The sequence below is a fragment of the Pseudomonas sp. IT-P253 genome (assembly GCF_949768125.1).
In the GTDB taxonomy this organism is placed as follows: domain Bacteria; phylum Pseudomonadota; class Gammaproteobacteria; order Pseudomonadales; family Pseudomonadaceae; genus Aquipseudomonas.
The window spans coordinates 1-22,609 of the sequence record NZ_CATKPT010000028.1 but is presented as its reverse complement, the minus strand read 5'-3'; the positions used below and the strand labels follow the sequence as shown (position 1 = coordinate 22,609).

Annotated in this window: 16 protein-coding genes; 3 read left to right on the top strand and 13 right to left on the bottom strand. The window is 51.3% G+C overall.

Translation table 11 applies throughout. From position 1 onward, the window contains the following. Positions 1-83: 83 nt before the first annotated feature. A complete protein-coding gene (locus ACM6IR_RS16100) occupies positions 84-2,078 on the bottom strand; it encodes a polysaccharide biosynthesis protein (RefSeq protein WP_414908649.1) in 1,995 nt (664 codons plus the stop codon). A 446-nt stretch (positions 2,079-2,524) separates the two neighbouring features. Here ACM6IR_RS16100 and ACM6IR_RS16095 point away from each other — a divergent pair, with 446 nt between their 5' ends. The 3 genes from ACM6IR_RS16095 (at position 2,525) to ACM6IR_RS16085 (ending at position 6,021) form a co-directional block, all read left to right on the top strand. Next, entirely contained in the window at positions 2,525-3,562 is a 1,038-nt protein-coding gene (locus ACM6IR_RS16095; protein ID WP_414908648.1) for an ABC transporter permease, read from the top strand. 13 nt (positions 3,563-3,575) lie between these two features. Next, complete coding sequence (locus ACM6IR_RS16090) at positions 3,576-4,319, top strand: ABC transporter ATP-binding protein (protein ID WP_095130189.1); 744 nt, start codon at positions 3,576-3,578, stop codon at positions 4,317-4,319. A 517-nt stretch (positions 4,320-4,836) separates the two neighbouring features. Beyond that, positions 4,837-6,021, top strand: a complete 1,185-nt coding sequence (locus ACM6IR_RS16085; protein WP_414908647.1) for an acyltransferase family protein — start codon at positions 4,837-4,839, stop codon at positions 6,019-6,021. A 284-nt stretch (positions 6,022-6,305) separates the two neighbouring features. Here the strand turns inward: ACM6IR_RS16085 and ACM6IR_RS16080 are convergent, their stop codons facing one another. From ACM6IR_RS16080 to ACM6IR_RS16025, 12 genes are all read right to left on the bottom strand, one after another. Continuing rightward, positions 6,306-7,343: an NAD-dependent epimerase/dehydratase family protein gene (locus tag ACM6IR_RS16080; protein WP_414908646.1), complete on the bottom strand. Its 1,038-nt coding sequence runs from the start codon at positions 7,341-7,343 to the stop codon at positions 6,306-6,308. A 213-nt stretch (positions 7,344-7,556) separates the two neighbouring features. Next, complete coding sequence (locus ACM6IR_RS16075; protein ID WP_414908645.1) at positions 7,557-12,524, bottom strand: glycosyltransferase; 4,968 nt, start codon at positions 12,522-12,524, stop codon at positions 7,557-7,559. A gap of 610 nt (positions 12,525-13,134) precedes the next feature. Next, complete coding sequence (locus ACM6IR_RS16070; protein ID WP_414908644.1) at positions 13,135-15,072, bottom strand: glycosyltransferase family 2 protein; 1,938 nt, start codon at positions 15,070-15,072, stop codon at positions 13,135-13,137. Between the two features lie 136 nt (positions 15,073-15,208). Beyond that, complete coding sequence (locus ACM6IR_RS16065) at positions 15,209-16,228, bottom strand: MraY family glycosyltransferase (protein ID WP_414908643.1); 1,020 nt, start codon at positions 16,226-16,228, stop codon at positions 15,209-15,211. Next, positions 16,225-17,187: a UDP-glucose 4-epimerase family protein gene (locus ACM6IR_RS16060; protein ID WP_414908642.1), complete on the bottom strand. Its 963-nt coding sequence runs from the start codon at positions 17,185-17,187 to the stop codon at positions 16,225-16,227. The genes ACM6IR_RS16065 and ACM6IR_RS16060 overlap by 4 nt, the downstream gene beginning before the upstream one ends. After that, on the bottom strand, positions 17,184-18,107 hold the full coding sequence (locus tag ACM6IR_RS16055) for a glycosyltransferase (RefSeq protein ID WP_414908641.1): 924 nt from the start codon (positions 18,105-18,107) through the stop codon (positions 17,184-17,186). Before ACM6IR_RS16055 ends, ACM6IR_RS16060 begins: the two co-directional genes overlap by 4 nt. Before the next feature lie 54 nt (positions 18,108-18,161). Continuing rightward, complete coding sequence (gene rfbA, locus ACM6IR_RS16050; RefSeq protein WP_414908640.1) at positions 18,162-19,052, bottom strand: glucose-1-phosphate thymidylyltransferase RfbA; 891 nt, start codon at positions 19,050-19,052, stop codon at positions 18,162-18,164. After that, positions 19,049-19,942 (bottom strand): dTDP-4-dehydrorhamnose reductase, encoded by an 894-nt coding sequence (gene rfbD, locus ACM6IR_RS16045; RefSeq protein WP_414908639.1) that lies wholly within the window; start codon positions 19,940-19,942, stop codon positions 19,049-19,051. The genes rfbA and rfbD overlap by 4 nt, the downstream gene beginning before the upstream one ends. Beyond that, positions 19,939-21,015 carry a dTDP-glucose 4,6-dehydratase gene (gene rfbB / locus ACM6IR_RS16040; protein ID WP_414908638.1) on the bottom strand — a complete coding sequence of 359 codons (1,077 nt, stop codon included), beginning with the start codon at positions 21,013-21,015 and terminating at the stop codon, positions 19,939-19,941. Before rfbB ends, rfbD begins: the two co-directional genes overlap by 4 nt. A 231-nt stretch (positions 21,016-21,246) precedes the next feature. Next, a complete protein-coding gene (locus ACM6IR_RS16035) occupies positions 21,247-21,483 on the bottom strand; it encodes a lipopolysaccharide assembly protein LapA domain-containing protein (RefSeq protein WP_414908637.1) in 237 nt (78 codons plus the stop codon). A gap of 24 nt (positions 21,484-21,507) precedes the next feature. Further along, on the bottom strand, positions 21,508-21,810 hold the full coding sequence (gene ihfB / locus ACM6IR_RS16030; protein ID WP_414908636.1) for an integration host factor subunit beta: 303 nt from the start codon (positions 21,808-21,810) through the stop codon (positions 21,508-21,510). Positions 21,811-21,961: 151 nt separating this feature from the next. Next, a complete protein-coding gene (locus ACM6IR_RS16025; protein WP_414908635.1) occupies positions 21,962-22,240 on the bottom strand; it encodes a hypothetical protein in 279 nt (92 codons plus the stop codon). Positions 22,241-22,609 lie beyond the last annotated feature (369 nt).

Here is a 22,609-nt window from a genome sequence, read left to right as displayed (position 1 = left end):
AACAGCTTTTCAGAAGCTGCCTCTCAAACCTTGGCCATGGGACAACTCTGTCAAAAACGCGTCCGCTACAGCGTGTGTAACAATCAGGGTTCGAGGCGACGCTGCTGGTAAATCAAGTCGACGATTTCACCATCCGGGGCGTAACCACTGACAGTGTCACGCAGAAGTTGGCGAACTCGCGAATAATCATCCCGCTCAACGGCAGACAGCAACTCCATCAACTTGCCCTTGAGCGCCTCCCAAGGCAAATGATCTTCCTTGGCGCTCATGATCATCGGATGCCGGGTAGCGGACACGTTGTCGCCGATCAGCAACTCTTCGTAAAGCTTTTCCCCGGGACGCAGCCCAGTGAACTCAATGGCAATATCGCCGTGCGGGTTTTTCTCCGAGCGAATGCTCAGGCCAGACAGGTGAATCATCTTCTCCGCCAGCTCGACTATCTTGACTGGCTCGCCCATGTCCAGCACAAACACATCACCGCCCTGCCCCATGGAACCGGCCTGTATTACCAGCTGTGCCGCTTCGGGAATGGTCATGAAGTATCGGGTAATCTTCGGATGGGTAACCGTCAAAGGCCCGCCCGACTTGATCTGGCTGTGGAAAAGCGGAATAACCGATCCCGATGAGCCCAACACATTACCGAACCGCACCATGGTGAAACGGGTCTTGTTGACCCGGGACACGTTGGACTTGTCCCCGAATAACACCGGCGCCAACTCACGACTGAGAGCCTGCAAGGTCAACTCGGCCAGCCGCTTGGTGCTGCCCATGACATTGGTAGGGCGTACGGCCTTATCGGTCGAGATCAGCACAAAGTTTGCAACACCAGCCTCCAACGCAGCCTGAGCGGTATTTAGCGTCCCGATCACATTGTTCAGCACACCTTCGGCAATGTTGTGCTCAACCATCGGCACATGCTTATAGGCCGCCGCGTGATAAACCGTGTCTACATTCCAGGTCTTCATCACATCCAGAAGTTTATGGGGATGACGAATCGACCCCAGTATCGGCAACAACCGGACAGGCAACGACTCACGAGCAATACGATGCTCGAGCTCGGACAAAATGCTGTAAAGATTGAATTCGCTATGATCGAACAACAACAGCGTAGTTGGCCCCAGGGAGAAAATCTGACGACAGAGCTCGGAACCGATCGAGCCGCCCGCCCCCGTCACCAAAACCGTCTTGCCCTTGACGCATCGAGCCAAGAGGTCAGGCTGAGCCGGCACCGAATCCCGCCCCAACAAGTCAGCAATGTCGACTTCCTGAATGTCGTCCACCTTGACCCGACCACTGGCCAGATCAGTGAAATTCGGGACACTGCGCACATGGAGCGGGAAGTCCTCCAGAAAATTGAGAATCTCCCTACGCCGCGCACGAGTCGAAGACGGCAACGCCAGAAGAATTTCCTGAGCACCCGTCACGTCGATCATCTGCTGAATATGCTTGGGCTTATAGACCTGCAACCCGGCAATCGAACGATCCGCGATAGAGGAATCGTCATCGATAAACGCCACAGGACGCATCACGCGCCCCATGCGCAACGCTGCAACCAACTGGTTGCCCGCCACGCCAGCGCCGTAAATGGCGACCTTGGTCAAACCATCGTCTCGATTGACAAACGGTACATGCTGCGCAGCGGTGAACCAATCGCCCATGAAGTACTGACGCATGCACAGGCGCAGGCCGCCAATAATTACCAGGCTTAGCCACCAATAATTGAAGATGATAGAGCGCGGCACCACGACTTCGTGATTGCTGTACCAGTAGACCACCACGGCGAGGATCAGCGAGGACAGACTGACCGCCTTGACGATAGCAATCAGTGCATCATTACCGAAGTAGCGCATGACGGCGCGGTACATGCCAAAGCGTACGAAAAGGGGGATGGCAATAATCGAGGCACTGACGAAGAGCCAGAAATGGGTCTTTAGCGGATTGTAAATGTCGTCGATACCGAGGCGGACTATAAAGGCCAGCCACAAAGCGACCCACACCAAAACCACATCGGTGGCGACTTGTATCAGTCTTTTTTGCCTGCGAGGCAAACCAAGCAAAACTCTCCGTACTTTATCCATTCAAGCTTTCGAGCACGCAGCCCCCTCCTTTTACGCAGTCGTCGATCAGCATTGTAACCTCAATGAGGACGAGATCGCCCAATACTTGCATATGGCAGGGTCCAGGAAGGAGCATTTTACTGAAAGCGCCGCTATAATTCGCCCCTCTGACTGGCCTGCCAGACAGACAACGCCAGACGCGAAACTCGGTTGAAAACCACGAAACGTTGCTGCCATGGAACTGCTCGTCGCCAACCATGAGCTAATCGCTCTGCCCGCTTTCGAGTAGGCGAATTATAGCGAGCGCTTACGATCAGACGCTGCGAATTAGCTCAAAATGCGTTTCTGGAGTGAGGGAATTTTCTTGGGCGTTCACCTCTGACCGTGGGATGATAGAAAAAGTGCAAATTATCGGGCAGAGACTTTATTTCTGAGCACTAGCACAACAGGACCGCTCGACGCAAGCAATGCTTTTTGAACGGATAGTTCAAGCTTGTCATGGTAGCGAACGCGCCGAGTGCGCGCACGCCACACGAAATAGCTACAGACTTTACACCCCCTCCTTGCAGCAGGGGGAGGGGCACTTTGCGTGGAGTACATCCCGCGATCATAAAAAACTGGAAACTAGACGGGATGGAAAAAGTGACACTGCACCCTCCTACAAGATTACAATCATCGACTGTTTTGACAACCCGGTGTTTCGAATGCTAAACAACTCAATTACCGCCGCCATGGCAGACATAGCGACGGCTGTAAAGCGCTATTCTCTGGTAGGCATGCTCGGATGGCAGGATGTACGTCAACGGTATAGGCGCTCTGCTGTCGGACCGTTTTGGCTTACCATCAGCATGGGCGTTATGATTGGTACTATTGGCCTCGTATTTGGCCAAATATTTAATTCCCCCATGAAAGAATTCCTGCCATTTCTCGCAGCAGGTATGATTCTCTGGAGTTTTATTTCTACCTGCGTATTAGAGGGCTGCACCAGCCTCATCGCCGCAGAAAGCATTATCAAACAACTCCCCATCCCATTATTCGTGCATATTTTACGCACAATATGGCGCAATACTTTGATCCTCGCGCACAACATTGTCATTTTCCCGCTTGTGCTGCTGGCTGTTCAGAAACCATTGGGTCTTGGCGCGCTGTTGAGTATCCCGGGCTTTGCACTGCTTGTTCTCAATCTGGCATGGATCAGCTTGATATTGAGCCTTTTATGCGCTCGATATCGCGACCTCCCGCAGATCATAGCGAGCGTCTTGCAAATTGCCTTTTACTTGACGCCAATCATGTGGCTTCCAAGCCTGCTACCTGGCCGAGCCGGCACCTATTTACTGGATATGAACCCCATCTATCACCTCATACAAATCGTCAGGGCTCCCTTGCTCGGACAGGATGTGAGCACTGTTAGCTGGTGCGTGGCCGGGGGCATGGCTCTGTTTGGCTGGTGCATAGCGATCATCATCTATGGCCTCTATAAACGTCGCATTGCTTATTGGCTCTAAGAAGAAAACTATTATGGCTTTTATTGAATTTCATAACGCATGCGTTGATTTCCCTATCTATAACGCAAGTGCTCGCTCTCTGAAAAAGCGACTGATTCAAGTCGCTACAGGCGGCAAACTCAGTGCCAACGAGCAAGGCCGAGTGATCGTCAGAGCACTGGAAGACCTTACTTTTTCCCTCAATGACGGAGACCGGGTTGGATTGCTCGGTCATAACGGCGCTGGCAAAAGCACATTACTCAGACTGCTGAGCGGCGTATACGCCCCCTCCGCCGGCACCGCCAGTATCAGCGGTGAAGTCGCTTCCCTCATTGATATTTCATTAGGGATAGACCCGGAGGCATCGGGCAGGGAAAACATCTTCATGCGCGGCATCCTGCTCGGGATGACAAAAAGTGATATTGCAGAAAAACTCGACGAAATTATTGAGTTTTCAGAACTGGGTGACTTCATTGACATGCCGGTTCGCACATACTCTTCCGGTATGCACTTGCGCCTGGCCTTTGCGGTATCGACGACCATCAGACCTGAAATATTGATCATGGACGAATGGCTGTCGGTAGGGGACGAAGGCTTCAAGCACAAAGCAGAAGCTCGGATGAACGAACTGGTCCAAGCCACCAGCATTTTGGTGATAGCCAGCCACTCCCGCGACCTGGTGCTGCATACATGCAATCGGGTCATTTGGCTGGAGCACGGCAAAATAAAAATGGACTCGGATCCCGAAACAGTTACCCGAGCTTATTTTGGACACTAATATTTTCCTCCGCGTCTGCAAGCCTCATTAAGCTAATAAACCGGTGAACTCATAAAAACCCACTTTATCAAGTCAAGATAAACGTAGGTTCTTTATGAAAGTAGCCGCGTAGACACGGCAGCGCAGACCCAACCACTTCATGCTCCCCAGACACAATCCCACCACCTGAACTCGAATGCTGCGCTCCCGATTTCTTTCCGGAGTCGGCATCCCATGATGCGACCCGACGCAAAAGTCGAAAAGGTCTATCTGTATCCAAAACCAGCCCCCTCCCCAATTCTATCGTTGGCCTCGCAGCCCCCGGTTGAACTGATCATCATGGTGACGGCATTCACCCACCTGCGCTTGACGTGCCCCTCAACAAATCCGGCAGCCGTGTGAAAATTTTCGCAGCGCGGAGAGAGACGACTCCGACTGCAAGCCCCCCCCAAAGCTATGGGCCAAGGCTAGCCAAAACAAATGAATATGCCTATCATCCCGCACCTATAGCTCAAACGATAAATATTCAAGGCCTGGCATGTCAACAAAATTGGAATACGGAAGCAATAGACTATTCCCTCTTGAAGCCTATAGGGGAATAGCTGCATTTATTGTGCTTGTTCACCATTTTTTTTTAGCGTTTTCCCCATACACAACAGGATTATCAGAGCAAACACGAGACAAAGACAGCTTACTAGGGCAGCCATATTTTGCTCTTTTAAACGGCACAGCGGCTGTCGGTTTTTTCTTCACACTTTCCGGGTTTGTTTTATGCTGGTCCTATTTCAATCATGAAAACCCGCAAAAACTTCTCCTGGCATTTCTTAAAAGATTTCCCAGACTGGCCGCTATCGTAACGATTACCACTGTCGCAAGTTACTGCTTATTCAAGCTTGATTTTTATTACTTCCATGATGCCTCGCAACTTAGCTTGAGCCCATGGCTTGCGACATTTGCTCACGGATGGACGCCAGGGTTTGAGCCAAGCTTTTGGGAAGCGCTAACGCAGGGGATGACAACTTTTTTCACTGGCGAAGCCTTTTACAATACAAACCTTTGGACTATGAAAGCCGAGTTTTTCGGCAGCATGATTGTCTTTATGCTCGCATGCTTTATTTCCGTAATACTCGGATATCGCTACCTGATTTACGCCTTTATAATTATTTCAATATCAGCACTATTCTATAACGACTTCATATTCCCCTTTGTTGCCGGCACATTTCTTTCTGCCTATCTAGCCAAAAACAAAAAAGAAATCCCTTTCCATGCATCCATAGCGCTAATTATTTTTGGGCTATACATGCTCGGCTATATAATCCCGGAAAAATCATACGCATGGGCTTCAGCCATCCCGGTTATCATGAAAGTGCACACCCAATCCCTACTCCACACACTGGGTTCCGCCTGCATAATATTCGCAACCATGACCAATCAAAAGGTGTTTAAAAACCTGAATGGAAAACTTTTAAGAGGCATTGGAAAAATTAGTTTCCCACTGTATCTTGTCCACACTCTTGTGATCTGCTCGATATCAAGTTACGTATATCTTAAACTTGCAAATCACGAAATCAGCAATACATCAAGCTTAATTATCGTATTTATTGTAACCGCCACCACTTCAATTGCACTAGCAGTACCACTCTCTCGTTTTGATGACTGGTGGGTTAAACAGGTTAATTCAACCACACGAAAACTCTTGAAAGAAAAACAATTTGTCTATTGAGCCCTACCTATAAGACGCACCTGCCAATATCACCGACAAATCAGGTACTGCAGCGTAAAAGGTCTTTCACGGATGACAGGGCATGCAGAAACAACAACGCCGATTTGATTGATGATGTTCGCGGGTGCAAACATATCTAACAAATCGGCGCTCTTATACGTAATATTTTGGAAGGGCTTTTCTTTCGTCACAACCCAGCCGGATGGTGACGCTCTACAGATCGATTTGACGCCTCATACCCACCCGCCTCGTACAATTGCAGTCCCATCGCTAAATCAATGTGCTTATTCCGGATTTTCCAATAACCAAGCGGCAAAGCGCTCCAATCCATGATCAAAACTCACGGCAGGACCCCACCCTAAAGACTGTTTGGCACGCTCTATATCCAGGATACTTACAGGCACGTCAAACCCACGACCCGACACGTAATGACGACTTACATCTCGCCCCGTGACTCTCTCGATCGCATCAAGTACTTCATTGAGACTATGTCCGCGCCCTGAGCCGATGTTGAACACATGTTCTTCACCGGATCGCGTCAACGATGCCAACAGCGCTTGCACCACATCAGAGACGTGTATGTAGTCACGTACCACCGTGCCATCACCCCAAATCTCAACCGTCTCGCCACGCAGGGCTTTACCAAGAAATACGGCAACCGCGCCTTGGCTGGCATAGGTGCGCTGCCCCTCACCAAACGGGTTTGCAAGACGTAGAACAGTATAGTCAAGGCCGTGTAAGCGATGAAAAAGCGCCAGATACTTCTCGATCGCCAACTTGGCAATTCCATAGGAACAGGCCGGGTCAGTGGCATGGGTTTCTGGAATAGGTACTTGCGTAGGGTCGCCATACACCGTGCCACCGGAGGAGATAAAAATAATCTTCCTCAGGCCGGACTTTACCGCAAGGTTTAGCAAACGGATGGTCGCAACGACATTGCTCTCCACATCGAAGACGGGATCAGCATTTGAAGACTTGGGGAGCGTAGTAGACACGAGGTGATAGCAAACATCGCAACCTTCCAATGCCCGGGCGACTTCGGCCTCACTGGTGAAGTCGCCTTCGCAAAGCTCGAAATTAGGATGATTGGAGTGGGATTCACCCAGCGGCACCACGTTAGGACGATCGAAACAGCGCACAAAATGCCCCTGATCGAGCAATGCGTCTATCAAGTGGGTGCCTATGAAACCGCGCCCCCCCAGAACCAGGGACCGCTTAACGGGATTAGGGGAAGTGTTCTCGGAATTATTCAACGTTGCCCTCCAGCGCTTGATATGGTCGGAACTGCCAACTTGTGCAGCAGCAGACAAGGCGGGCGTCACCTCCCCCTTCCTTACCAACCATTGCAACGACCTACACTTTAATATTTAACGGAACACACTGTGACAGCTAATGATACGTCAAGCGAGACGGCTGACCAAATTGCCAGAGGCGTCCGCCTCGCTCTCAGTGCAGGTCTGGCAATCTGCCAGACCTGCTCAGTGAGTCCCCCTTAATGCTAGCTGTCCTGCTTGCAGTAAATCCGGCTACAGGTCTTAAACAGGAATGCTTGAGACTTCAGCCTTCGCCGACTCCGCCCTATGCAGCTGAATGTCACGCTCGAACAAACGAAGATATTGAGAGGCAACCGCGTCAATTCGATATCGACTAGAGACGTCTTTCACCAAGCCGACGGCTTCCTGGTATTTCCTTTCATCTGTCGCGAACGCCGCAATCACCCGGGCCGTGCTCTCGATTGGGACTACCCAATCTTCCAACTCGATAATCTCCCCGGCAACGCCGCTCTCTATCGTCAACATGTTTTTGATGTCGCCGACGTCTGTGGCGATGTATGGCTTGCCGGCAAACAGGCAATCGACAATGGTCAGAGGGAAACTCTCGGACCTGAAGGTCGATAACATGATGCCCATGTCTGCGGCAGCATAATGGCCTACAGAGTTATCGCTAAAGCCAGCCAGGTAAACGAAGTCCGGCGCACCTGATTGGCAGTACTCATCGTACACCAGGCCATTACCGACCAATATAATACGGATGTCACGACCGGAAAGTGATCGCGCAAGCTCTACAGCCTGGATAGCTTCGTTCCAGCCTTTATCGGGTATCGCACGACTGACACAGCACAATACGAAAGCATCGTCCGGTATACCCATCTGCACCCGCGAAATTGGAACGATTTCCGGCGGCTGCAAGCCATTAGGAACCTTGACGAAACGAGGAGAAGACTTGTCGTAAAGTGAGATATCCGAGAAAGGAACAAGATTCTTCTCAGCGGTGTAGATCCATGTACTGACGCCTTTGTCAGCAATGCGCAGCTGTTCATCGGTCACCCCGTTGCCATGTTCAATCATCCCGTGCAGAGCCGCCACATGGGCGCCGAGCTCGGAAAAAACATCCGGGACATCAACCGGATACTTCTGAACGTACCACTGGTGGCTATTGAGTGCTTCAATTCCGAAATCGTGAATGATCGCTTTCACTGATTCGATATTAGACGTCTCGATCACAGGCACGTCATTTCTCAGCATTTTGCGAACACCATCTTCGCGCTTTGGTATCCCGGCGCTAAACAAGGAAACGGAAATACCTTGGCGCTTAAACTCGTTTGCCAATCGAATGGGAAGAATCTCGGCACCACCCGGATAGAAGCCGATGGTCGAAACCATCACGTTCGGCAGTCGATCAGCCCTGGCACGAATAATCGAATCATGATCGTACCAGCGTAAAAACTCTTCTGCGGAACCCCCGACATAGTGATCGTACAGCTTCTTACTGGTCTCCTCGCAAGACTCAAGCACCGACAACGGTACATTGTAGAGGGACTGGACCGTTCTGTTCGCCACCCCCAACTCGCGATAAAAGACCTCTTTGCGATAAGTGGTGTTGGCAGTACTTGCAAAATGTCGACGGAAAAAGTTTGTGCCCTCAGTGGAGTAAGCAATCTTTCCACCGCGCAGGATATGCAAATAGAAGACCCAGTCACCGGCAACTTTCATTGACAGCCACGACTGATCATCCAACAGTGGCATATCAACGGGGCGCTTGAAAATCGCGCCGCTGGCGTTAGGTATTGTATTTTTGATACCCAATGCCGAACGCACTTCGTTATGCGCCGTGTTTACATAGGAGCTTGTCCATTTTTTCGCGCATTCCAGATCGCTTACATAGCTAAGGAACTGGTCCGGCATAACGACTTCGTCGGTGGTTACGAACTCACATTTTGAGTACGCGAGCATGACCGCTTCATCATCAAAACAACTGACGAGCGCATCCAGAAAACGCTCATCACAGTAGTCATCGCTTTCAGCGACCCATACCAGGTCGCCTGTGGCCGCTTTTATCCCCTTAGCCCACTGATGAAAAACGCCACCCGAGTTCGTCTCATTAAATAACAGACGCGTTATGTCAGGGTACTTTTCCGCATAACTGGTTAACACCGAACGGCTATCATCAGTCGAACAGTCATCCATCAGGATGACTTCTATATTCTTGTAAGTCTGCCCATAAATACTATCCAGCCGACGAGCAAGGTAGCTCTCATGATTGTAATTTGGAACAATTACCGAAACCTTTGGCATAACAATACTGGAATCAATATCCAGCAAAGCGCGGGTTGTTTCGTTCAGCCGACCAAAACCGGTGATACTGTCTGGCTCAAGGAAAAGCCCTTCCTGCCAATTGTTCCAGGCATTCACGAACAGTAGACGGCGATCCTCGGGGAGAGCCTTTCTCGCGCCTCTGATCGCCGCGTCAAGCCAACGTCCATAGTCACGAATATGAAAGCGCGAATACACCAGAGGAGAATATTGCTTAAGCGCAGTTTCATCACGCCCTAATGAAATAGCGTGGAAAACCGGAGTAGTACGAAGATGTGTTTTCTGCGCTCGCACGATCCCTTGCGAAGCAACAAGGTTATACGGAACGGTATCTATCCCATTCTTGTTTTGCGGTAGAAATACGCCAGTTTCGCCCGGCACAGGATCTGCAGAAAGATCAAGCGCGGCGTCACACAAACCATCGAGGTCCTGCGCCAACTCTTCCGAACCCGCGAAACCAAACTGAGCAATCAGGTACACGCCGTCACACAGTTCATTCAATCGCTCACGTAGCTTGCGAATTGAATCAACGATGTCTTCGTCGTACTCATTGAGCTTAACCACGATGACGGGTCGCTCATCAACCTGCACACATCGCTTATCAGCTAGAACTGCAACAACAGGCGTAATCAAGTTGTTCGCCAGGCCTTCCTGATGCAAATCTATTTGAACGCAGAAATTAAAGTCGATTTCTGTATGGGCAAGAAAAATGTCCAGAGGCTGTGGCGACGCTTGCACAACCGTATCTGCGCTCAGTTTGAAGCAAAAGCCAAAAAAGCCATGACTTTTGGCACTGAGTGCCTGCTGGGTGAGCACACGCCCATCCAACGCATCATACAACCCAAGCATCTTGTCAGGACGTGGTCGCTGCGAATTGCCTTTGGCAGCGAATCTGGCACTACGCAACGCCTCCCAGTCAGGCGATACATAGAACGCGAGCAACTTGATGTCGCTGTTAACTTCACCAAAACGGATGTCGTTTTCGTGATTAATGAGTGCATCCGGTACCGCTATTCTATGCTCCGCCGCACCAGTGACAATGTAATGCCAAAGCGGGTTGAGACCAATATGTTGAATGTCTTTGTAAAGTGCGAGGTAGGCGCGCGTATCAAAGTCCATGGAAGGATTTTTACCTTCGCGCCAGCCCTGTTCACAGTAGTGCCTGAGCGGATCTACCGAGACCTCCGGTACATCGCTGTACATCGCAAGGTAGTACTTCTCGTCGAACAATCCTGACTTTTTGACGGCTTCGATCTGTGCCTCGAGCACAGCGTTGAGTACCGGTATCGGTGTATATTCACCATACGGCTTGAAAACCGCATTGCGCCCGACGGGACGACGCTTGACCGCCGTCATTTCGCAAATGCGAACTGGCAATCTGATTGGACGACCTTCGAGCTGTCCGCATTGAATGTAGTGAAGCAGCGGATGGACCTGAGCCTCGGCAACATCAGGGTTGGCCAACAGATAATTCGAAGGACTGAAAGCGGCGCAAGGATTGCGATTTTCTATCCAGCCCTTGAGCATGTAGTGCTTGAGTGGATCAGTGCCTTTTGCACGCACATCTGCATTATTGGCCAGGTAATAATCCGGATCAAACAACCCGCTTTCTTGAATCTCACGAAGAGTGTTTTCGTTATAAAGCTCTCGACGACGCCTTAACGAGTCGACAACTTTACTCCACGTCAGCGTTCTGACGTTATGGACGGAATCTCGCACAAACCCTGAAACCATGCGCACAGACGACATTAAACGCCAGGAATGCGAAGAGAGTAATGCCTGGAGTTCCTGCTGCGTCTTGAGCAGATCAGCCTTCAGACTGACATTCTCTTTTTCGTGATCAACCAAAACGGCTTTGAGATCGACTAACTGCCTGTTGAGCACACCCACAGATTGCTCAAGACTGGCGATATGCCGGTCACGCTTAACCAAAGAACCCATGAGCTCTTTTAACTGCGATTCACGTTCGAACAGAGTCGGATTCAATGACGCAATTCGCTGATTCAAATCCTCGATCTGTTGAGTCAAGTCCTGGATTTGAAGGGCGCGCGCACCTATTTGTTGACGACTTTCCCGAATCAGCCTGGCCGCGTCAAACGCGAGATCCAACTGCTCTACCGTAAACGCTTCTGTACGTTCTGGTACCTGCCTGTCATATCCGAAGACATCAAAATCTTCGGCATACAACTCTTTAATCAAACTTGCACTTCGTTCCGTTATAAAAGCAGGAAGAAAGGGAATGACATTTTCACTTGGCGAAGGCTCTGCGAAAGGATCGGTGGCCTGCTCACCGAAGTGCTCCGATAATGCTTTATGGAGTTCAGAGGAATTTTCAATTTTGACCAACAAGGAATAATTGATCAAATCCGGACGCAATAGCGCGGCTTGAGGCGCCCAAAAATCTTTTTCAGGTGAAGATGCGCTATTGCTAGCGAGATACTCCAGAAACGCCTCAAAAGCCGAAGCAACATCCGCTACGCTTTTTACCGGCTGCTGTAACAACTCAAACTTTGGATACGATGCGACCTGCTCCGGATCTTGCAACAGTATTTTCGACTGCCATGCAGAGAAGATGCGCTTATAAGGGTTTCGTACGGCGGCAAATCGAAAATATGTATCAGAAAGAAGAGGTTCCAAAAGGTCGTTTATTTCCAGCCCGCTGACATGGGGCGCAACCTTGTGAAACTCGTGAACAACTTGATCAGAATTGCTTCCCGCAGCCTCACCGACGCCGCGCAAGGCCTGCGAACAACCTTCCAGTGACGCAAACCACCACTTCAGGGAAGTACTCGCAACCTTGGGGGTACTAACGTATAAAACCTTGTACTTCTCGGAACGGAAACTGTTCCACTTGAGATAGTCGAAGACTTTTTGTTTGTCCACTGATGACAAATCACTAATATTTAGCATATGCGTCAAAAAATCCTATGGGCATGCTGACTCTCAGCAACGCACTTCCAAACAAGTAAATTATCTGCACTAATCCGAAAACCCTGTAAGACGGCCACAACCATAGGCCTACATAAAAGGGTAACACTGCAAATGACCACTCCCCGGCTCCCGCGACGACTACACATCGACGACGTTAGCCCCCTTGGGCCGACCGAACCACAGCCGCGGTCACTGACCCAGAGCAAACAAGCGCGAAGCCAGTCACGACTGATTTATAACATTTTTTGATCATAACATTCAAAACAGCTCAGAAATACTAGATTTCTTACGTACGGCCTGGCCGCAACCCCCAACAAGAAAGGCTCAAGCCCCTGCCGCCAAGAGCGAAAAGCACCTCAAACTCAAGCACATCCGGGGTGGAGTGAATCGTTGGCGGGACACAGACGGCGCACCGTTCCAAATCATCCTGGCTTAGGCCTCCGCCCGCCAAAACAGACTGATTTGCTTACCTAAAGGGCCGCCCCTGCATCTCGATAAAAGCCAAAATATTGCGGAGCAAAAAAAAAGCCACTCACAGGGAGTGACTCAATTTTCAAAATTCAATGCCGAAACCGCTAAAAGCACGAACTCAGGTATAACTCTTACACGTCTTCACCGCGTGATTCTTGGCAATATAGTAAGCCTCATGCAACTGCATGTGCCGCTCCACTCGTACAGTGGGGTCGCCTGGGGTTCTAAACAAAGACGTTGTTTTTGGCACATAAACAAATTTATTACCATAGCCATACCGCAACCAAAGGTTCCAGTCTTCAAGACTACTCATATCGGTTTGAAATCCACCCCGCTCCAAGTAGAGATCCTTTTGAAAAAGGAGAGACTGGATCGCTATAAAGTTGTGATCTAACAGAACGTCATAGTCATATTCTTGCTTGAGGATATGAGGAACATCATGACTCACCTCAAAATATTTCTCGTCCACGCCACTTGCAACAGTACCGACTTCCATTGCCAATGAGTATGCTGCTACAGCACCAGGATCTTTCGCTAACGCACCAACAAGCACCTCGACATGATCCGCAAAAAGCAAATCATCATCATCGAGAAACATACAGTATTTTCCGGCAGCCTTTTCCAAGCCATAATTACCGGTAACCGACCGGCCGACCTTATCGAGGGAGTAGTAACTGACCTTCATTCCCTCCGGAAATTCAAAGTCGGCCACCACAGCGCTCATCGTTGAACCACCATCCTCAACGACTATCAACTCGATATTCGGATAAGTCTGATTAAGCACCGATATCATGGACTGCTTGAGAAACTCTCCCCGATTCTTGTACGTTCGTGTCACCACACTAACAAGAGGATATTCGGCCAAGGGCTCACCCACCTCCCAGAACGCCCCATCCCTTATCATTTCATAATCAAATCCCCTGAAAGGGAAATAGCAGTTTTCACTCGGCCCCTTACCACGCATAAAATGCCGAGCCTTCTTGAATATCACACCGAAGTTCCTGAACACATCGCGACGAGCGCCAGCATAGGGTTCTGGTCGGAGCAAAAGCAGGCACTGCAAGATAAAACCACCCACTCTATCGCTTAGATTCCCATAACGTAGCCGGATATAAGCATTGGCCAGCGTGCTGCCGGTATACTGAATCGGCTTTATATGATGCTCATGCTCATAGGTATAATGATAGATGACTGCAGACGGGACATACTTGAGTTGGTATCCAAAGGACCTGAAGCGATAGGACAGCTCGACGTCTTCGCCATACATGAAGATCTCGCGCTCGTAGCCACCGACTTCAACGTAAGCCGACCTTCTCACGAGTACGCAAGCATGGGACGACCAGTTGGTTTCCAACGTTACCGGGTCGTAATATTTAGGATGCTCATAAGGTGCCTGCCTCAACTCCCAGGACGCCACCTCGGCCTTGGCGTCAGCCAGCGCAGCGTTTACCACTCTGGTTATAGCGTCTTTGGCAAAAACGATATCGACATTACTGACAAGAAAATACTCAGCATTCCCTTTTTGGATTGCCTTTTCATGCCCGGCACCAAAACCCACATTGTCGCCTTTCAGAATGTCGAAACCAGCCACTTCCTGACCCAGCACTGCCTGCCAACGCTGCAATGCTTCGAGGGTGCTGTCCGAAGACCCGTTATCAACAAAGAACATATTCAATTTGCTGAGGGGGTAACTCTGCGCCTTTAATGATTCAAAAAAACCATCAATCCACTTGCCGCTATTGAACGTCACTACCGACACATCAATAACTGGCTGAGCCTGAGCGACTGACGAGTTCTGCCGCGGTGAGAAACGCCGATCCAATATAACCTGTATAGCCTTGGTATTATTTCGCGAATTAATCACCAACATTATGTTTTCGCGCAAACGCTTGAAAAACAAATGTATACGAACACGAACCCACACAAGGAAAGGAAACTTTTGATAAAAGGGTCGAATGAACGCTTTAGACTTAGCCAGAAAAAAGCGCACGCCTCGAAAAAAACGCATTACGACTTGCCAAATCTTTGAAGTCACCATACCGAATAAATCACTCATCAAATCGAAACTCCTAACCAATGCAACTTAGCGACCTGCAAATATCACAACATCAGCAGCAGGCATATTCTCAGACGTCCTACAAGAGAGACAACTATGCAATCCTGTGTTGACATGTGTTTCTGACGCTTTTTAATTACACTACTTGCTCCGACTCTCCAGCTTTGTAGGCGCACGCGATAAATAGAAGTGGAGCATAAGCCACGACCATACCAAAAAGCCCAGAAATCCACCCACTTGCTACTGCGATCGATAGCGGCATCAGCCATACCAAATTAATAGTGATAGATGCCAGCACTACTGCTTTATGGCTACGGTGCTTCCGAGAGGCATATTGATAACCATGACTGCGGTGGGCTTCATATACTTTTTCACCTCGCAAAAGCCTGCGGATCAGGGTCCACGTCGAATCAACAATGAAAACGCCAAGCATGATCAACCAGCTCCAGAGCAACTCGGGCGACTTAGAGGCTGCCTGAATGGACATCCCTGCCAATACAACCCCCAAAAAACCACTGCCTGCGTCTCCCATGAAAATTTTCGCCGGCGGATAGTTCCAACAGAGAAAACCCGCGACTGCTGCCACCAGAGCCAGCGGCCCCCACGCCAGTTCGAGGTTTGCGCCAAACCAATAGACCAGAATCATTCCGAGGCAGACACTGATCGCCTCAGCACTGGCCAAGCCGTCGATGCCATCCATGAAGTTGTAAAGATTCAGCATCCAGACCAAATACAGCACAAACAAAATATTCCCAATCCATCCTAGTTCAACGGTAGCACCAAAGAGCGTGATGGAAGGAGCGCCTCCCAGCCAATATAACGCCCAAATCGAGGCAGCAAAATGCCCCAATAAGCGCCACCTTGCAGCGATATGCCCGTGATCATCGGCAAAACCGATAATCGCGACCAACAAACCGCTCCCCAGCAAACCATAGAGCGTCGCCAGGCTCATCAGATCAAGACCGCGAAGGATCAGAAGCGCCAATAGAAAGGAGACAACAATGGCTACACCTCCACCCCGAGGAGTAGGCACAGAGTGAGAGCTGCGCTCGTTTGGTATATCCATCAAGCTCTTGGCCAAAGCATAACGGCGTAAAATAAGCGTCAGCCCCCAGGAAATAACGAATACTGCAAGTAGCAGCCACAAAAAAGTCATTTCGTCTGCGCGTCCAGATAGTGACCTGCGGTTTGGCGCATGGCTTCGTCCATGTTGATGGGTGGCGTCCACCCCAATAATTCATGATTTTTGCTGATGTCGACCTGCAATGACCCGCAGATCCGTTGAGCAACGGATTGCTTTCTCAATACCGCTGCCGCCACTACCAGCAACCACTCTGGTAATGGCAAGAGCCGGGCCTTCGTCCCGAGCGCATTGCCCAGGCGACGTAGCATTTGGGTTGTGGATAAGTCCTGGCCATCACTGACCAGAAAGGTCTGGTTCGCTGCAGCAGGATGATCGATGCAGGTGATTATAAGGTCCACCAGGTTTCCGATCGCCACAAGACTACGCTGATTCCGGATTGCTCCCAACGGTAACGGAATACCTTTGTTGAGCCAGCGCAACATACTCAGAAAATTGGCTTTAACCCCCGGCCCATAGACCAATGGTGGGCGAATGATCACCACTTCCATTCCGGTTTCACGAGCAAGTTGCCTCAGGGCCTGTTCAGCCTCGTGCTTGGATATGCCATAAGGATCCACCGGTGCCGGAACATCATCAGCCTTGAACGGCTTGCCTGGAAGGGTGCTTTCGCCATTGACCTTGATCGAACTGATGAAGATGAAGCGTTTGACTCCCGATTCAGCGGCACGCTTTGCCAACCGAAGAGTGCCCTCCACATTGACCTTGCGAAACTCGGTCAAGGCGTCAGAAGCGATTTCGTTCATCACATGAACTCTGGCCGCGGCGTGGACGACCACACTTATATCGTTCAGCTCAGACAACGCTTTAGGATCGTTCAGATCAAAAGGCACAACGGGACATAAACCCTGCAACCGCGTGGGGCTACGAGCCGCTGCGATCGGGGTGAACCGTTTGTCCACCAACATCCTGAAAACCAGCGCCTCACCCACGAAACCGCCCGCCCCCGTGACCAATACCTTTGGGGCTGTCATTGAGCTTTGTTTCCTATCAACGCGGTGACCCAACAGATAAAAAAGAAGAAAATCTTGTCCCGTACCCGGCGCCTGCATTGCCAGGCACTGAAGGACAGTTTCATCAGTTCCGTTCGCCGCAATTGCAGTAAAACGCCTTCGAAGGGCTTCGCCCCCTGCCCCACCAGATCTGCAATCAGGCGCACCTGACTGAACCACCAGCCGTCATGAATGGTTTTGTAACGAGCGATCAAAGGACTCAGGCCGGTGTTGGCACCAACCTGATTACGCTCGTGCTGCCGGTAATCCATGCTGGGTACCGGGTCGATATACCAACGGTAACCATGACTACGCGCAAAGGCGTAGCAATACCAGTCATGCAAAGTTACACCCTGCAGTTGCTGCCAGTTGGCGAGCATCGAACCTTTCAAGGCTTCTATCAGGTTCTTTCTAAAGACATAGGTGCAGCCGGGTCCCGCTGCCTCGAACAAAAAATCCCAGGCGACCTGAGGCTGTGCCTTATCCAGCAGCTGAGTTCTGCCGTTTGGCCAGAACGCCGTCACGTTACTGGAGTAGGCATCTACTCCACGAGCCTGCAGCGCCTGGGTTGCTCTCTGCAGCTTGTCGGGATACCAGATGTCGTCCTGGTCGGCAAAGGCGACGAAGTCGTAGCCATCGAAGTCAACGTCCCGGATCAACCGAAAGAAGTTGCGCGATGCTCCGCCGAAGCGATCGGAATCTGGAAGCACTACAACTGCTGGATGCTCAGCCGCATAAGCTTCACACCATGCCTCGGTGCCGTCCGTGGAGGGGTCGATGCTAATGTGCAGGGTAACGTCGACCGCTAACTGGCCGAGAATCGAGACCAGTTGCTCCTCGATCCACTGCATTCCGTTGTACGCAGCCAGCAAAACTGCAACCTTGGGATGTTTTACTGGCATGCTATTCCTGCTTGCACGGATTAAACGCTAGGTTTGAAAGTGAACCCTCTCGACTCAGAGGGAATCCAAATCCAGCAGTTTTTGCAGGTACTGACCATAGCCTGTCTTTTTCAGCTTATCGGCCTGAGCGCCCAACTGCTCAGCGGTAATCCAACCGTTGTTGTAGGCGATCTCCTCCAGGCACGCCACTTTCAAGCCTTGACGCTGCTCGATCGTGTGCACGAAGTGACTGGCTTCGAGCAACGAGTCGTGAGTCCCCGTATCCAGCCAGGCAAAACCGCGCCCGAGCATTTCGACATTCAGGGTGTTCTGCTCGAGGTACGCGCGGTTAACATCGGTGATTTCCAGTTCGCCCCGCTCTGATGGCTTGATGTTCTTGGCGATATCGACAACCTGGTTGTCGTAGAAGTACAAGCCGGTGACCGCATAGCTGGATTTGGGCTTCAGCGGCTTTTCTTCGATGCTCAGGGCGCGACCGGAGGCGTCGAACTCAACCACACCGAAACGCTCGGGGTCAGACACGTGATAACCGAACACTGTAGCGCCATGCTGTTGAGAGCTGGCGGAGCGCAGGTTGTCCGAGAAGTGCTGACCGTAGAAGATGTTGTCGCCCAGAATCAGACAGCAAGGATCCTTGCCAATGAACTCTTCACCGATGATGAACGCTTGCGCCAGACCGTCCGGGCTAGGCTGTTCGGCGTAAGTCAGCTTGATGCCGTACAGGCTTCCGTCACCGAGCAGCTTACGGAAGCACGGCAAGTCTTCCGGGGTAGAGATGATCAGAATTTCGCGCATGCCCGCGAGCATCAATACCGATAGCGGATAGAAGATCATCGGTTTGTCGTAGATCGGCAGCATCTGCTTGGACACGCCAAGGGTCAACGGGTGCAGGCGCGTACCTGAGCCGCCAGCGAGGATGATGCCTTTACGATTGTTCGTGGTCATTTATTCAGGATTTCCATAAGCATTCGGGCTACGCCACTTTGCCATTCCGGCAAGTGTAGAGAGAAATTGTCGTGCAGCTTCTGAGTGTTCAGACGCGAGTTCAGAGGGCGGCGAGCCGGTGTTGGATAGGCCGTGGTCTCGATTGGATTGACCTCGGTCACCACGAGTTGTTCACCCCGGCGACGGGCAAAATCAATCACATAACTAGCATAGCCGTGCCAAGAAACTTCACCACTGGCGGCCAAGTGATAAATGCCAGCGAGCTCAGGGCTGCGCATGACTTTTTGAATGGCCAACGCGGTGATGTCGGCAATAAGGTCGGCACCGGTAGGAGCGCCGACCTGATCAGCGATTACGCTCAAGGTCTCGCGATCCTTGGCCAGTCGCAGCATGGTCTTGGCGAAGTTGTTGCCGCGAGCACCGTAGACCCAACTGGTGCGGAATATCAGGTGGTTGCAGCCAGATGCGACTATTGCCTGTTCGCCAGCCAGTTTGCTGGCGCCGTAGTGATTCACGGGGGCGACCGCATCTGTTTCCCGCCATGGCGTCGAACCCTGGCCGCTGAAGACGTAGTCAGTCGAATAGTGAATCAGCCAGGCGCCCAGAGCCGCAGCTTCTTCAGCCATGACCTGAGTTGCCTGACTGTTCACGCGATCAGCCAGCTCGGTCTCGGACTCGGCTTTATCGACAGCGGTATAGGCCGCAGCATTGACGATGACATCGGGTTTGGCCAGGCGGATCGTGGCGCGCAATGCGTCGAGATCCGACAGGTCACCGCACAAACCATCGACTGTATGACGATCCAGGGCAATCAACTCGCCAAGTGGTGCCAGGGAACGTTGCAACTCCCAGCCCACCTGGCCGTTTTTTCCCAGCAAGAGGATTTTCATGCTTTGTTCGAACGATCTGCGTAGTTCTTGTCGATCCACTGCTGATAGCTGCCGCTCTTCACATGAGCGACCCACTCAGTGTTGTTCAGGTACCACTCGACAGTCTTGCGAATACCGGTTTCGAACGTTTCTTCAGGCACCCAACCCAATTCGCGCTGAATTTTGCTCGCGTCGATCGCGTAGCGCTGATCGTGGCCCGGGCGATCCTGGACGTAGGTGATCAAACTGACGTGCGGGCGATGAGCGGAGTCCGGACGCAGCTCGTCCAGCAATGCGCACAGGGTGTGCACCACTTCGATGTTTTGCTTTTCGTTGTGGCCACCGATGTTGTACGTCTCGCCGATAACGCCTTCGGTCACGACTTTGTACAGGGCACGGGCATGATCTTCGACATAGAGCCAATCGCGAACCTGATTACCTTTGCCATAGACCGGCAGCGGCTTGCCTTCCAGTGCATTGAGGATGATCAGTGGGATCAACTTTTCAGGGAAGTGGCACGGGCCGTAGTTGTTCGAGCAGTTGGTGACCAGGGTCGGCAGGCCGTAGGTACGGCTCCAGGCGCGAACCAGATGGTCGGAACTGGCCTTGCTGGCCGAGTACGGCGAGCTTGGCTGGTATGGCGTGGTTTCGGTGAAGAGATCTTCCGGACCTTCGAGGTCTCCGTAGACTTCGTCAGTCGAGATATGGTGGAAGCGGAATTTGGCTTTGCGCTCCTCATCCAGCGCGCTCCAATACTGGCGCGCAGCCTCCAGCAACGTATAGGTGCCGATGATGTTGGTCTGGATGAACTCAGAAGGACCGGAGATTGAGCGATCAACATGAGATTCAGCGGCAAGATGCATGATGGCATCGGGCTGATGATCGCGAAGGACGCGGTCAACCTGCTCGCGATCGCAGATGTCGACGTGCTCGAACACATAGCGCGGGCTTTGGTCCACTTCAGCCAACGACTCAAGGTTGCCAGCGTAGGTCAGCTTATCCACATTGACTACGGAATCTGCAGTATTGGAGATGATGTGACGAATGACTGCAGAGCCAATAAATCCGGCACCGCCGGTTACTAGAATTTTCACGCGAAACCATACCCTTGAGTTGCTGACAGGGCTGCCTACCGAGCACTGCCTAATCCATAAATGCAGAAGCCGCCTGGTTTAGCAAAGGCTTCTGAAAGAGTCAGCCTGAACCGAATGGAGAATGAGCTGCTATTCGGGCAGGCGGAACATTTTACAGTTTAATAAAGGTTTTACTAATGAATATAGACAAACTGTGGCACAAATTCGATGCCAACCCCGTCTTTGTCGCAGTCAGGCGCGGTACTTGCGTGACATTCTGGCTTTGCGAGCGAACCAGCCAAGGATCGGACCGATCACCATCCCTGTTAGCAGCACCAGGACCATAACTACCGACATCGGCAATTGCGGCCCGGTCCACCCCAGGAACAGGAGCGAAACTGACTGTTGGTTTTCCAGCATGAATATCAATACCGCCAAAACCAGCAATACAACAAAGACGCCGAGGAGTATGCGCTTGAGGTTACGCATGAGCCGCTCCTTGAATGAAGACTGTCAAAGCCCCTCGCCCTCGTCCTCATCCTCATTCACACGATCCCGGAGCTCTTTACCCGGCTTGAAATGAGGAACGAACTTGCCGTCGAGACTGACAGACTGACCGGTTTTTGGATTGCGGCCTACGCGAGGCGCACGATAGTGCAGCGAGAAGCTGCCGAAACCACGGATTTCGATGCGATCACCGGTGGCCAGACATTGGGACATTTGTTCAAGCATGGTCTTGATGGCCAGCTCCACATCCTTTGATGAGAGCAGCCCTTGATGGGTGACAATTCGTTCGATCAACTCCGACTTCGTCATATTTTTCCCTTCTTTTTCAAGCAGCTAGATCAGCGCTTCAAAGGTTTTAGCACGCCCGGATGAATTTGAACAGCCCGACTTCCGACATATCTTTATCAACCATGAGACGCCCGATTTCAGACCAGCAGAACGCCGATTCCGCCTTGCGCACTCACCTACAGATAACCAGCATGGTGCGTGTCAGATAGCCCGCCGGATTGAAACCAAAAGGAAATTCATCCTCATCTTTGGCATCATCGGACCTTGCCACGACCTTGTAACCCGCCACACCGCACTCCTTGGCCGCCCTCTTTTGACACTTCTCCCAACCAGAGCCCAATCCAGAACAATCGATTTCGATACCACTGACCCCACGCACCGCGTGAGTCTTTGCGCCAGTGGTACACCCTGCCAATGTCAGCACAGCTATTGCGACAATGAGCTTGTTCATCCACTTCCCTATACCGGGCACCCTGCCCGACTGCCGTTCAATACAGTCTAAAGACTAGCTACAAATAAGCGATTGATCCGATTAAAGAAAGAGACATCATGTAGGGCTCGTTGGTTTCACTGCCTGAGTATCGCGCGCATACGTGTAACGCGATTTGTAGCAGCTGGCGAAGCCTGCGTTCGACTGCTGTAGGAGCGAGGCTTGCCCGCGAAGGCGTCAGTTCTGACACACCGCGTTATCGTTCTTCGCGAGCAAGCTTCGCTCCTACAGGCGGACGCAGGCTGCGCCAGCTGCTATGTATGGACTCATTGGTTTTATAGGCAAGCCCTGGTAGCGCTTAGGCGGTCGCCAGGCCCGCCAAATTCCAGG

Excerpts from the sequence above, each read along its gene's own strand:
- ACM6IR_RS16035 (WP_414908637.1), bottom strand. The coding sequence starts at position 21,483 with ATGCGTAACCTCAAGCGCATACTCCTCGGCGTCTTTGTTGTATTGCTG.
- ACM6IR_RS16055 (WP_414908641.1), bottom strand. The coding sequence starts at position 18,107 with ATGCCAGTAAAACATCCCAAGGTTGCAGTTTTGCTGGCTGCGTACAAC.
- ihfB (WP_414908636.1), bottom strand. The coding sequence starts at position 21,810 with ATGACGAAGTCGGAGTTGATCGAACGAATTGTCACCCATCAAGGGCTG.
- ACM6IR_RS16065 (WP_414908643.1), bottom strand. The coding sequence starts at position 16,228 with ATGACTTTTTTGTGGCTGCTACTTGCAGTATTCGTTATTTCCTGGGGG.
- ACM6IR_RS16070 (WP_414908644.1), bottom strand. The coding sequence starts at position 15,072 with ATGAGTGATTTATTCGGTATGGTGACTTCAAAGATTTGGCAAGTCGTA.
- ACM6IR_RS16095 (WP_414908648.1), top strand. The coding sequence starts at position 2,525 with ATGCTTTTTGAACGGATAGTTCAAGCTTGTCATGGTAGCGAACGCGCC.
- ACM6IR_RS16090 (WP_095130189.1), top strand. The coding sequence starts at position 3,576 with ATGGCTTTTATTGAATTTCATAACGCATGCGTTGATTTCCCTATCTAT.
- ACM6IR_RS16060 (WP_414908642.1), bottom strand. The coding sequence starts at position 17,187 with ATGACAGCCCCAAAGGTATTGGTCACGGGGGCGGGCGGTTTCGTGGGT.
- rfbD (WP_414908639.1), bottom strand. The coding sequence starts at position 19,942 with ATGAAAATCCTCTTGCTGGGAAAAAACGGCCAGGTGGGCTGGGAGTTG.
- ACM6IR_RS16100 (WP_414908649.1), bottom strand. The coding sequence starts at position 2,078 with ATGGATAAAGTACGGAGAGTTTTGCTTGGTTTGCCTCGCAGGCAAAAA.
- ACM6IR_RS16025 (WP_414908635.1), bottom strand. The coding sequence starts at position 22,240 with ATGAACAAGCTCATTGTCGCAATAGCTGTGCTGACATTGGCAGGGTGT.
- ACM6IR_RS16085 (WP_414908647.1), top strand. The coding sequence starts at position 4,837 with ATGTCAACAAAATTGGAATACGGAAGCAATAGACTATTCCCTCTTGAA.
- rfbA (WP_414908640.1), bottom strand. The coding sequence starts at position 19,052 with ATGACCACGAACAATCGTAAAGGCATCATCCTCGCTGGCGGCTCAGGT.
- ACM6IR_RS16075 (WP_414908645.1), bottom strand. The coding sequence starts at position 12,524 with ATGCTAAATATTAGTGATTTGTCATCAGTGGACAAACAAAAAGTCTTC.